Below are 11,151 nucleotides of genomic sequence, written 5' to 3'. Positions count from 1 at the left end.
GCATCCACGACGCCCGCTCGGGGCGGGGACGAGGACGGCGGTGCGGTGGACGCGCAGGGCGAGGAGCAGGTCGACGACGTGGTCGACGTCGTGGTCGTCGGCGGGGGCAACGCCGGCTTCAGCGCCGCCTCCGCAGCGGCGGGGCGCGGGCGCCGCGTGCTGCTGCTGGAGAAGGGCCGGGCCGAGGAGGCCGGCGGCAACACCTACTACACCGCCGGCGCCTTCCGCACCGTGCACGACGGCCTCGACGACGTCGCCGACCTCCTCGACGACGACGAGCGCCTGCCCGTCACGGACCTGCCGCCGTACCCGGCGCAGGCCTTCTCCGAGGACATGGCGAAGGTCACCTCCGGGCGCAACGACCCCGTCCTGACCGCCGCCCTGGTGGAGGACAGCCAGGACGTCCTGCGCTGGCTGCACGGGCTCGGGCTGCGCTTCCGGCTCATGTACGAGCGCCAGGCCTACCTCGACGAGGCCACGGGCCGCTACGTCTTCTGGGGCGGCCTGGCGATCGGCAGCACCGGCGGTGGCAAGGGCCTGGTGGCCCAGCACGCCGCCGCCGCCGAGGCCGGAGGCGTGGAGGTCCGCTACGGCGTGCGCGGCCGGGACCTCGTCGTCGAGGACGGCCGCGTGCGCGGCGTGCGCTGGGCGGACGACGCGGGGCGCACCGGCGTCGTGCGCGCCGGCTCCGTCGTCCTGGCGGCCGGCGGCTTCGAGGCCGACCCGGCGATGCGCCGCGAGCACCTGGGGCGCGGCTGGGAGCTCGCGAAGGTGCGCGGCACCCCGCTGAACACCGGCGACATGCTGCGCGCCGCCCTGGCGGTCGGCGCCGCGCCGCACGGGGACTGGGGCTCGTGCCACAGCGTCGCCTGGGACGCCCGCCACCCGCACAACGAGAGCAACCGGGAGCTGACCAACCGGCTCACCCGCGGCGGCTACCCCCTCGGCGTCGTCGTCAACCGCCTCGGCCGGCGCTTCCTGGACGAGGGCGCCGACTACCGCAACTACACGTACGCGAAGTACGGGGCGCGGATCCTCGAGCAGCCCGGCGGCCTGGCCTTCCAGCTCTTCGACGCGAGCACCCGGCGCCGGCTGCGCGCCGAGGAGTACGACGTGCCGGGCGCCTCGGTGGTCGTCGCCGACACCCTCGAGGAGCTCGCCGAGGGGATGGGCGTCGACGCGGCGGCCCTGCGGGCGACGGTGGAGGAGTTCAACGCCGGCGTCGACCGCGACGTCCCGTTCGACCCCTCCGTCAAGGACGGCCGCGCCTCGCGCGTGCAGCCGCCGAAGAGCAACTGGGCGCTGCCCCTGGAGACGGCGCCGTTCTACGCCTTCCCGGTCACGTGCGGCATCACCTTCACCTTCGGCGGCCTGCGCGCCGACGCCGACGCGCGGGTGCTGGACCGGGACGGGCACCCCGTGCCGGGCCTGTTCGTGTGCGGGGAGATGCTCGGGGGCCTGTTCAGCGGCAACTACCCCGGAGGCACCGGCCTGACGTCGGGCGCGGTCTTCGGCCGGCGCGCCGGGAGGGCGGCCTGAGCGTGCAGCGGCCGGGCGTGCAGCGGCCGGAGGTGCAGCGGCCGGACGTGCAGGGCATCTACGACGTCCTGCGCGCGGAGATCGTCGCCGGCGCCATCCCGGGCGGGAGCCCGGTGCGGGAGGTCGCCCTGGCGACGCGCTTCGGGGTCTCGCGCACGCCCGTGCGCGAGGCGCTGCGCCGGCTGCAGCACGACCGGCTGCTCGTGCCGGGCGTGCGGGGGCTGGCCGTGCGCACCATCGAGCCCGAGGAGGTCGTGCAGGTCTACGACGTGCGGATCCTGCTGGAGGCCGAGGCCGCGCGGTCCGCGGCCCGGGCGCGCACGGCGGTCGACCTCGCGGTGCTCGAGGGGCTGCTCGCCCGCGACCGCGCGCTGGTGGCCCCGGACGACGAGACCCGCGCGGCGACCAACCTCGAGTTCCACGCCGCGGTGTGGCAGGCCGGGCACAACGCCGTGCTGCAGGACCTGCTGCAGCGCCTGACCGCGCACCTGGTGCGCGCGCCGCGCTCCACGCTCTCGCGGGACGAGCGCTGGCGGGAGGCGCTGGAGGAGCACGCGGCCCTGGTGGACGCCGTCGCGGCGGGCGACGCCGAGCGGGCCGCGGCGGTGGCGGCCGCGCACATGCGCACGGCGCGCGAGATCCGCCTCGCGCTGCTGCGCGAGGCGACCGCCGAGCAGGGCCACCGCGTATCCTGACCGGCCGGACGGCGCCCCGCGGCCGCGGGCCCGGCCGCAACCGGATCGCAACCTCGGCGGGGGCGCGACGGCCTTGACCGCACCGCACGCGCCCACCATGCTGGCGCCGATCGCATACCACTGCATACAACGGGATGCAGGCTCGACGGAGAGCGAGGGGACCACCGGTGGCACAGCAGCGAGCAGGTCAGGGACACGGGGTGCAGCACGGGGTGCAGCACGGGCAGCGGCGCGGCCGCGGGTGGCGCGGGGCGGCGGCGGTCGCCGTGGCCGGCGGCCTGCTCGTGACGGCCTGTGCCCCGCAGGGCGACGGCGGCGGGAGCGCGCAGAGCGAGGGCGGGGACGCCGCGGCGGCGTGGCCGACCGGCGACGTGCAGATCATGGCGCCGGCGGACCCGGGCGGCGGCTGGGACCAGACCTCCCGCGCGATCCAGGAGGTCCTCGACCCGATGGTCGACCCGTCGGTGGAGGTCTACAACGTCGGCGGCGCCGGCGGCACGGTCGGCATCGCGCAGTTCGTGCAGAACGAGGGCGACCCGGACCAGCTGATGACGATGGGCTCGATCATGGTCGGCGCCATCGAGACCAACGACTCGCCGGTCACGCTCGAGCAGGTGACGCCGCTGGTGCGCCTGCTCGGCGAGTACGAGGTGGTCGTGGCGCCGCAGAGCTCGCCGTACCAGAGCATCGAGGACCTCGTCGCCGCCATGCAGGCCGACGTCGGCTCCGTGGCCATCGCGGGCGGCTCCGCCGGCGGCATCGAGCAGGTCCTGGCCGGCCTGCTCGCCCAGGAGATCGGCGCCGACCCGTCGGCGGTCAACTACATCCCCCACAGCGGCGGCGGCGAGGCGCTCGCGACGATCCTGTCCGGCAGCGTGCAGGCCGGCATCTCCGGCATCGGCGAGCTGCAGGAGCAGATCGACTCCGGGCAGGTGCGCGCCCTCGCGGTCTCCTCGCCCGAGCGGATCGAGGGCATCGACGCCCCGACGCTGACCGAGGCCGGCCTCGACATCGAGCTCGCCAACTGGCGCGGGATGGTCGCCCCTCCGGGCATCACGCCCGAGCAGGAGGAGGCGATCGAGGCCACCCTGACCGAGATGGCCCAGGGCGAGGAGTGGCAGCAGGTGCTCGCCGACCGCGGCTGGGACGACCAGTTCCTCGCCGGCGAGGAGTTCGAGCAGTTCCTCGCCGAGGAGCAGGAGCGCACGCGCGGCGTGCTCGAGGACCTGGGCCTGGTCGGTCAGTGAGCACCCCCGCCTCGGGCGCGGCCCCGGGCCCGGCCTCGGGGTCGGGCGCCGCGGGGGCGCCGGGAGGAGCGGGTCGGCGCGGGAGGTCCCGCGCCGACCTGCCCTCCCTCGTCCTCGCCGCGGTGCTGCTCGTCCTCGGGGTCGTGCTCGCCGTCGACGCCAGCACCATCGAGGCCCCGCGCGGCAGCGGGGTCGTGGGCCCGGCCGCCTTCCCGTGGGCCGTGGCGGTGCTCCTGCTCGCCCTCGGCGTCGCCCTCGGCCTGGTCGCCACGCGCGGGCGCCCCGACGAGGAGCTGGCCTCGACCCACCACCTCCTCGACGAGGACCTCGACGAGCAGCTGCGGGCCGCCGCGCGCGGGGAGCAGGACGACGCGGAGGCGGTCGTGCCGGCCGTGCCCGTGGGCGAGGAGCGCCCGCCGGTGCTGCGCACGGGCCGGCTCGGGCGCGTCGCCGTCTTCGCCGCCGGGCTGCTCGCCCACGCGCTGCTCATCAGCACCGCGGGCTACGTGGTGGCCGCGCTCGTGCTCTTCGTGGCCGTCGCGCTCGCCTTCGGCGCCCCCCGCCTCGGCCGCGTGCTCGTCGGCGGCCTCGTCCTGACGCTGGTGGTCTTCTACTCCTTCACGCTCGGGCTGGGCCTGTCCCTGCCCAACCTCGGCGGCCGGTGATGGGAGGCCTCGAGGAGCTCCTCGCCGGCTTCGCCGCCGCGATCACCCCGGTCAACCTGCTGTGGGCGCTCGTGGGGGTGACCCTGGGCACCGCGGTCGGCGTCCTGCCCGGCATCGGCCCGGCCCTGACCGTGGCGCTGCTGCTGCCGCTGACGTTCGACCTCGACATCACCAGCGCTCTGATCATGTTCGCGGGCATCTACTACGGCGGCATGTACGGCGGGTCGACGACGTCGATCCTGCTCAACACGCCCGGCGAGAGCGCCTCGATCATCTCGGCGCTCGAGGGCAACAAGATGGCGCGCAGCGGGCGGGGCGCCGCCGCGCTCGCCACGGCCGCGCTCGGCTCCTTCGTCGCCGGCACCATCGCCACCGCCGGCCTGACGTTCGTCGCCCCGTTCATGGTCGACATCGCGCTGAGCTTCGGGCCGGCCGAGTACTTCGCGCTCATGGTCGTCGCCTTCACCACCGTCTCCGCCGTCCTCGGCGCGTCGGTCCTGCGCGGCCTGATCGGGCTGGTCCTCGGCGTCGCGATCGGCCTGGTCGGCATCGACGTCCAGACCGGGCAGGCGCGCCTGACCCTCGGCGTGCCGCAGCTGCTCGACGGCATCGACGTCGTCATCGTCGTCGTCGGCCTCTTCGCCATCGGCGAGGCCCTGTCGGTGCTGGCCAGCGGGGAGCGGCGCAGCACGGTCACGCCCCTGCGGGAGCGCGCGTGGCTCTCGCGCGGCGACTTCCGGCGCAGCTGGCCGGCGTGGCTGCGCGGGACGGCCCTCGGCTTCCCGATCGGCGTGCTGCCGGCGGGCGGCGCGGAGATCCCCACCTTCCTCAGCTACAGCGCCGAGCGGCGGCTGACGAAGCACCCGGAGCAGTTCGGGCACGGCGCCATCGAGGGCGTGGCCGGGCCCGAGGCGGCCAACAACGCCGCCGCGGCCGGCGTCCTCGTGCCGCTGCTGGCCCTGGGCCTGCCGACGTCGGCGACCGCCGCCGTCATCCTCGCCGCGTTCCAGAACTACGGCGTGCAGCCGGGCCCCACGCTCTTCAGCTCGGACGACGCGCTGGTGTGGACGCTCATCGCGAGCCTGTACATCGGCAACGCCATGCTGCTGCTGCTGAACCTGCCGCTGGCCGGCGTGTGGGTGCGCCTGCTGCAGATCCCGCCGTACTACCTGTACGCGGGCATCGCCGTCTTCGCCGCCCTGGGCACCTACGCGGTCGGCGGCAGCACGGTCGACCTGTTCGTGCTCTACGCCGTCGGGGCGCTCGGGTTCCTGCTGCGCGCCGCCGACGTGCCCGTCGCACCGGCTGTCGTCGGCCTGATCCTCGGGCCCCTGGCCGAGGAGCAGCTGCGGCGCTCGCTGGCGATCTCCCAGGGCGACCCCGCGGCGCTGGTCTCCTCGCCCCTGGCGGTCGTGCTCTACGTCATCGCGGTGGCCGCCGTGGTGCTGCCGCCGCTCCTGCGCATCGCGGCGCTGAGGAGGGCCGCGCGGGGACGCCGGGGGTGAGGCCGGGCGAGCCCGCCCCGCTGCCCGGGTGGCTGTGGGCGGGGCTCGTGCTGGGCGGGGTGTGCAGCCAGACCGTGGTCGGGCTCGGCCGCCCGATGGCCTCCTACCGCGCCCTGGAGCTGGACGTCGGCCCGGCCCTGCTCGGCGTCGTCGGCGCCAGCTACGCCCTGCTGCCGCTGGTCGGCGCCCTGCCGGCCGGTCGGCGCGCCGACAGGTGGGGCGGCGCGCCGGTGGCCCGGGCCGGTCTCGTCGTCGAGCTCGCCGGCGCCTGCTGGCTGCCCTTCGCCGGCTCGCTGGCCACCCTGCTGGCCGCCACCGCCCTGCTGGGCCTCGGCCACCTGCTCGCGCTCGTCGGCATGCAGGCGGTGATCGCCCAGAGCGGTCGGGACAGCGCCCTGGACCGCTACTACGGCTGGTTCTCCATGACGGCGTCTGCCGGGCAGCTGATCGGCCCGGCGCTGGCCGGCGCGCTCGCCGGGGCCGGCGGCCCGGCGGGCACCACGCGCGCCCTGCTCGCCGGGGCGGTCGTCTCGGCGCTGTCCCTGCTCTCCCTGCCCCTCCTGCGCGCGCCGGGCCGCCGTGCGGGCGGCCGTGCGGGCGGCCGTGCGGGCGGGGCGCCGCAGCGCTCCGGGAGGGGCGGCGCGGACGCTGCGGCGGCTCCCGCGGTGCCGGTGGCGTCGATCCTGCGCGCGCCCGGCGTGGGCCCGGCCATGCTCACGAGCCTGGCGGTGCTGGCCGCCACCGACGTCCTCACCGTGTACCTGCCGGCGCTCGGGGCGGAGCGCGGCTGGTCCCCGCAGGCCGTGGGAGCGCTGCTGTCGCTGCGGGCGGCGGGTGCGATCGCCTCGCGGCTGGTCCTGGGCCGCATGGCCGAGCGCGCCGGGCGCGACCGGCTGCTGCTGGGCAGCACGCTGGTGGCCGCCGCCGCGGTGGTCTGCCTCGCGCTCGCCGACGCCCTGGCGCCGGCCGCGGTCGCCGTCGTCGTGGCGGGCTTCGCGCTCGGGATCGGCCAGCCCCTGTCGATGGCCGTGGTCGCCGCGCTGGCGCCGCCGAGCGCGCGGGCGACGGCGCTGTCGGTGCGGCTGATGGCCAACCGGCTCGGCCAGGTGCTCGTGCCCGCCCTCGCGGGCGCGGTGGCGGCGGCGACGGCGACCACCGGCGTCCTGGTCACCGCCGGCGCGGTGGTGGCCGCCTCGGCCGCCGGCGCCGCGCCGGGCGGGTTCCGCAGGCGTCCGCGCCCGTGACGGCGATCGGCCGGGCGCTACGCGGAGGCGGCGGCGGGCGCGGCGGCGGGCAGCGCCATCGGGGCGTCGTGCGCGTCCGAGACCGGGGGCCCGCCGCTGCCGTGCGGCAGGTGCACCCGGAACAGCGAGCGCGGGTCCTGCAGCACCGCGGGCCGGTGCACCGCCGCGCGGGGCACGACGTCGCGCCAGCGCACGGGCCGGCGGTGGCAGACGGGGGAGTCCGCGGCGAAGGCGTAGTCCCCGGCCACCTCGCCCAGCAGCAGGGCGCGCCCGCCCTGCACGGGCACCGCGACCTCGTCACCGGGCGCGACCTCGCCCAGCAGCACCTGCAGCTGGCGCAGCGCCTTGCCGGGCCGGCGCTTCTCCCCGCGCTCGGCCGAGCGCTCGGCGAGCAGCGCGCGCAGCCCGGCGCCGTCGCGGCCGGAGGCGTCGACGTCGACGCCGCTGCTGGCGTCGAGGCCCACGAGGCCGTCGCCGACGAAGACGCCGAGCGCGCTGGCGTCCGGGGGCCGCGCGACCCACAGGTGCCGCCCCGGCGGCAGGACCCGCTCGGGCACGTCGTCGGCCGGCGGCCACACGTACGGCAGGTCCTCGGGGACGTCGCCGAAGAGCGGCCGGTAGTGCGCCGGGTCCTTGCGCACGAGCGCCGAGCGGTGGCTCAGGTGCAGCGCGCCGTCCCCCAGCCAGCTCGGCATCAGGCCCTCGGCGGTCAGCTCCTCCTGGGTGCGCCCGACCACCTCGGGGGCGAACTCGCCGATCAGCTCCTCGGTGGAGTCGGCGTGGCCGAGCGCGCGCCAGGCGCGCACGCACGCCAGCCCGTACGCCACGAGGGCCGGGGTGCGCCCGCGCCACATCGTCACCACGGGGTGGCTGTGCCAGCCGTACTCGGGCAGCTCCAGCGCCCGCAGCACCTGCAGGGTCTCCACGCGCTGCTTGCCCAGCCTCGGCATGTCGAGCACGCGCGCGGACCGGTCGAAGTCGCGGTGGGGCAGGAAGGTCTGCACGCACCCATCTTCGCCGCGCGGCGCTGCGCTGGCGCGCGGCGGCACCGGCCGCTAGGCATGGGCGGTGCTCACCCGACGGCGCTCCGTGCCCGCCCCGCCCGCCGCCGTGTGGTCGGTGCTGGCCGACGGCTGGACCTACCCGACGTTCGTGGTGGGCGCCTCCCGCATGCGCGACGTCGACCCGGGCTGGCCGGCGCCCGGCACGCGCCTGCACCACTCCGCGGGGGTGTGGCCGCTGGTGATCGACGACACCACGTCGTCCGTGGTCGCGGAGCCGGAGCGCCGCCTGGAGCTGGTCGCCCGCGGCTGGCCGGCGGGGGAGGCCACCGTGGTCTTCGAGCTGGAGCCCCAGGACGGCGGCACGCTCGTCAGCCTCTCCGAGGACGCCCGCAGCGGCCCGGGCCTGCTCGTGCCCCGCCCGCTGCGCGAGCTGGCGCTGCTCCCGCGCAACGACGAGACGCTGCGCCGCCTCGACCACCTGGCCCGCGGCCGCGCGCGGCAGCTGCCGCCGCCGGCCCGCGGCTGAGCCGCCCTCCGGCGGCATCGACCGACCGGTGACGGGTACGGGAGCGCCATGAGGGACACGGACGCGCGCCTGCACCGCACCGCCGACCGGCTGGACCCGCAGGAGCCGGCTGCAGGTGGCGCGGACGGCGCGGACGGTGCGGACGGGTCCTCGGCGGGGCGCGCCGGGCGCAGCGCCCTCGCGCGCGCCGGGCGCTGGTACTCGCGGGTGCGCGACGAGTACCAGCACGGCGGCGGCCAGGACGACGAGCGGCCGCTGACCGGGTACGCGCTGCTGTCCACCGGTTACCTGGCGGCGACCGGCGTCGCGGTGGGCGCCGTCGCGCGCCGCCGCCGCGGCGCGGCGCCGCTGCCCGGCCCCGCGGACATGGCCCTGCTGGCGGTCGCCGTGGCGCGCACCACGCGCACCGTCAGCAAGGACGCCGTCCTGTCGCACCTGCGGGCGCCGTTCACGGTCTTCGTCGGCTCCCAGGGCTCCGGCGAGGTGCTCGAGCAGCCGCGCCCGGGCGCCGTCCGGCACGCCGTCGGGGAGCTCGTGACGTGCCCGTTCTGCCTCGGGCAGTGGGTGGGCACCGCGGCGCTCGTCTCCTACGCCACCGCGCCGCGCGCCACCCGGTGGGCCGCGACGCTGATGACGCTGGTCGCCGCCTCCGACGCCCTGCAGTTCGGCTACGCCGCCCTGGAGAAGACCACCGAGTGACGCGAGCGCCCGCCCTCTCGCACGGAGGGGCGGGCGCTCGGCGTCCGGCGGCAGAGCTGGTGAGGGCCCGGTCAGGGCCCGTCGGGGGACTGGACCGGGTGGCTGTCGTCCTGGGGCGCGTGCGGGTCGACCGCCGGCTGCAGCTCCCCCTCCATCCCCATCACCTGGTCCGTCTCGTCGCGGAAGGTGGTGTGGGTGCGCACCTCGTCCGGCACGGAGTTCACGGACATCGCCCGCATGATCTCCTCCTCGGTGACGCCGCGGTGCTCGTCCTGCTCGCTCATGCCTGCTCCTCTCGTCGTGGCTTCGGGTGGTGGCTTGGGTGGTGCGGCTGGCCCGGGGGAGGCCGCCGCGCTCGGGCAGCGCCCTCAGGCGGTGCCGGGAGGCCGCTCGCTCGACCAGCGCAGGCGCGCGCCCACGCCGTCGGGCAGCACGGCCTGCTCCAGCTCGACCAGCTGCACCTGCGCGCCGGTCAGCGCGGCGGGCACCAGCAGCAGCTCCTCGACCTGGCCCGCGCGCACGGCGTCCACGGTGGAGAACAGGTCGGCCGTGCTGCGGTCGCGCGTGCTCTCGTCGTCGTGCACGGCGCGCCAGCGCTGCACCGCCTCGTCCTCGGTGCGCGCGGCGCGCTCGTCGAGCCCGCGCGCCACGGCGAGGTCGACGGGCACCTGCGAGGCGCCGTCCGCGCGCCGGTCGCCCTCGACCTGCACCACGGGCGCGCCGGGGGGCAGCAGCTCGCGCAGCTGCTCGGCGACCAGCTGGCGGGCCCGCACGTCGCCGCTGAGGACGACCGCGGACGCCGCGTGCTCGCGGTAGAGCCGGGCGACCTCGGCCCCGGCCTGCTCGGCGTCGCCCTGCCAGAGGTTCTCGCTGCGCCGCTGGAACTGCGGGTGCGCCCAGTCGCCGACCTTCACCTTGCGGATGTGCAGCGTGGACCCCTGGGTGCTCGCGGTCTCCACGGGAGGCGCGCCCGCGGCGGTGACGACCTCGGCGTCGGCGCCCTCGCGGTCCGCGCGCACCACCACGACGGGCGCGTGGCGCTGCTCGTAGCGCAGGAGGGGCACGAGGTCGACGATCGGGGCCACGGTGCCGCTGCCGACGCCGTCGCGCTGGCCCTCGACGAGCACCTCCTCCAGCAGCACCCGGCCGCCGCGCGCGGCGACGTAGCGGCTGACCGCGCCGCCCACGCCCGGAGGGGCGGTGACGACCTCGTCGACGGCCGCGAGGTCCTCGGCCGGGGCGCCGTCGGCGGCGAGGCGGCCGCGCAGGTCCTGCCAGCGCAGGCGCACCTCATCCGGCGCCCTCTCCTCCGCGGCCGTGAGGTCCACGACCACCGTGGTGGCGGGCGCGCACGGCTCCAGCACCTCGGTCAGCGGGGTCACGTCCACGGGTCCTCCTCGGTCGCTCCCTCGGGCGCTGCGGCGCGTCACCACGCCCGGCCGCGCCCGGCGGTGCCTGGCGGTGCCTGGCGCGGTGGCCGGCCGGCGCTGCTCGACCGCTACCCGTGGCGCGCGGGGGCAAACACGGCCCGGGCGCGCTGCGCGGTGCCGTCTCAGTGGCGGCCGCCGACGTCCCCGTTGCCGGCTACGCCCGGGCCGATGCCGAGGTCGCGCTCGCGGAAGGCCACGACGTGCCGGCCCTCGACGATCTCGGACGCCGTGGCCTCCACCCACGTGGCCGGCTGCCGCGACAGGCCCGCGCGGGCGATCCCCGCCTCCAGCGCCGCCATCACCGCTCGCTTCTCGCCGCTGTGCGAGGCGGTCACGTCGTCGACCACCCGCTGCAGGCGGATCTGCTGGGCGCGCTGGACGTCGGGGTCCTGTTCCTGCGGCATGGGCCCTTGCTACCACCGCGCGCCCCCCGCCGCACGGTCGGCGCGCCCGGGGTCCGGCGGCGCGCGCGCCCGGGGTTCGAACCGGTCGGCGCCGGGTAAGTGGCCGGCGCGGAGCGGGGCTCGGGTTGCCGGGCCCTGCCGACGGTGCTGTGCTGAGCGGCGTCCGGAGGACCACGCAGCCCCTCCGGACGGG

Annotated in this window: 12 protein-coding genes; 8 read left to right on the top strand and 4 right to left on the bottom strand. The window is 77.4% G+C overall.

Annotation, left to right across the window (positions count from 1 at the left end; all coding sequences use genetic code 11):
* The first annotated feature begins 45 nt into the window (after nt 1-45).
* The 6 genes from tcuA (at nt 46) to BLS82_RS04930 (ending at nt 6,895) form a co-directional block, all read left to right on the top strand.
* A complete protein-coding gene (gene tcuA, locus BLS82_RS04955; RefSeq protein ID WP_218123569.1) occupies nt 46-1,539 on the top strand; it encodes an FAD-dependent tricarballylate dehydrogenase TcuA in 1,494 nt (497 codons plus the stop codon).
* A 17-nt stretch (nt 1,540-1,556) separates the two neighbouring features.
* Entirely contained in the window at nt 1,557-2,234 is a 678-nt protein-coding gene (locus BLS82_RS04950) for a GntR family transcriptional regulator (protein WP_218123568.1), read from the top strand.
* A gap of 284 nt (nt 2,235-2,518) precedes the next feature.
* Complete coding sequence (locus tag BLS82_RS04945; RefSeq protein WP_369811044.1) at nt 2,519-3,481, top strand: Bug family tripartite tricarboxylate transporter substrate binding protein; 963 nt, start codon at nt 2,519-2,521, stop codon at nt 3,479-3,481.
* A complete protein-coding gene (locus BLS82_RS04940) occupies nt 3,478-4,146 on the top strand; it encodes a tripartite tricarboxylate transporter TctB family protein (RefSeq protein ID WP_176818929.1) in 669 nt (222 codons plus the stop codon). Before BLS82_RS04945 ends, BLS82_RS04940 begins: the two co-directional genes overlap by 4 nt.
* Nucleotides 4,146-5,651 (top strand): tripartite tricarboxylate transporter permease, encoded by a 1,506-nt coding sequence (locus tag BLS82_RS04935; protein ID WP_092862798.1) that lies wholly within the window; start codon nt 4,146-4,148, stop codon nt 5,649-5,651. The genes BLS82_RS04940 and BLS82_RS04935 overlap by 1 nt, the downstream gene beginning before the upstream one ends.
* The gene (locus BLS82_RS04930; protein ID WP_092862007.1) at nt 5,648-6,895 is read left to right on the top strand and encodes an MFS transporter; all 1,248 of its coding nucleotides are present in this window, start codon (nt 5,648-5,650) and stop codon (nt 6,893-6,895) included. Before BLS82_RS04935 ends, BLS82_RS04930 begins: the two co-directional genes overlap by 4 nt.
* A gap of 17 nt (nt 6,896-6,912) precedes the next feature.
* On the opposite strand, the gene BLS82_RS04925 is transcribed toward BLS82_RS04930, so the two are convergent.
* Nucleotides 6,913-7,899 carry an MSMEG_6728 family protein gene (locus tag BLS82_RS04925; RefSeq protein WP_176818928.1) on the bottom strand — a complete coding sequence of 329 codons (987 nt, stop codon included), beginning with the start codon at nt 7,897-7,899 and terminating at the stop codon, nt 6,913-6,915.
* 64 nt (nt 7,900-7,963) lie between these two features.
* Here BLS82_RS04925 and BLS82_RS04920 point away from each other — a divergent pair, with 64 nt between their 5' ends.
* Both BLS82_RS04920 and BLS82_RS15215 read left to right on the top strand, forming a co-directional pair.
* Nucleotides 7,964-8,425 (top strand): SRPBCC family protein, encoded by a 462-nt coding sequence (locus BLS82_RS04920; protein WP_092862005.1) that lies wholly within the window; start codon nt 7,964-7,966, stop codon nt 8,423-8,425.
* Between the two features lie 48 nt (nt 8,426-8,473).
* Nucleotides 8,474-9,124 carry a DUF1360 domain-containing protein gene (locus BLS82_RS15215; protein WP_143028741.1) on the top strand — a complete coding sequence of 217 codons (651 nt, stop codon included), beginning with the start codon at nt 8,474-8,476 and terminating at the stop codon, nt 9,122-9,124.
* Nucleotides 9,125-9,195: 71 nt separating this feature from the next.
* Here BLS82_RS15215 and BLS82_RS04910 read toward each other — a convergent pair whose 3' ends face one another.
* From BLS82_RS04910 to BLS82_RS04900, 3 genes are all read right to left on the bottom strand, one after another.
* Nucleotides 9,196-9,408 carry a hypothetical protein gene (locus tag BLS82_RS04910; RefSeq protein ID WP_092862003.1) on the bottom strand — a complete coding sequence of 71 codons (213 nt, stop codon included), beginning with the start codon at nt 9,406-9,408 and terminating at the stop codon, nt 9,196-9,198.
* 84 nt (nt 9,409-9,492) lie between these two features.
* A complete protein-coding gene (locus BLS82_RS04905) occupies nt 9,493-10,512 on the bottom strand; it encodes a baeRF2 domain-containing protein (RefSeq protein ID WP_092862001.1) in 1,020 nt (339 codons plus the stop codon).
* Between the two features lie 164 nt (nt 10,513-10,676).
* Nucleotides 10,677-10,958, bottom strand: a complete 282-nt coding sequence (locus tag BLS82_RS04900; RefSeq protein WP_092861999.1) for a hypothetical protein — start codon at nt 10,956-10,958, stop codon at nt 10,677-10,679.
* Nucleotides 10,959-11,151: the final 193 nt, after the last annotated feature.

Origin of the sequence: Quadrisphaera sp. DSM 44207, from assembly GCF_900101335.1 — a bacterium.
Lineage (GTDB): Bacteria > Actinomycetota > Actinomycetes > Actinomycetales > Quadrisphaeraceae > DSM-44207.
This window is presented reverse-complemented; position numbering and strand designations above follow the sequence as displayed.

Coding starts and splice junctions, on each gene's coding strand:
- BLS82_RS04900 (WP_092861999.1), bottom strand. CDS start 10,958: ATGCCGCAGGAACAGGACCCCGACGTCCAGCGCGCCCAGCAGATCCGC.
- BLS82_RS04935 (WP_092862798.1), top strand. CDS start 4,146: ATGGGAGGCCTCGAGGAGCTCCTCGCCGGCTTCGCCGCCGCGATCACC.
- BLS82_RS15215 (WP_143028741.1), top strand. CDS start 8,474: ATGAGGGACACGGACGCGCGCCTGCACCGCACCGCCGACCGGCTGGAC.
- BLS82_RS04910 (WP_092862003.1), bottom strand. CDS start 9,408: ATGAGCGAGCAGGACGAGCACCGCGGCGTCACCGAGGAGGAGATCATG.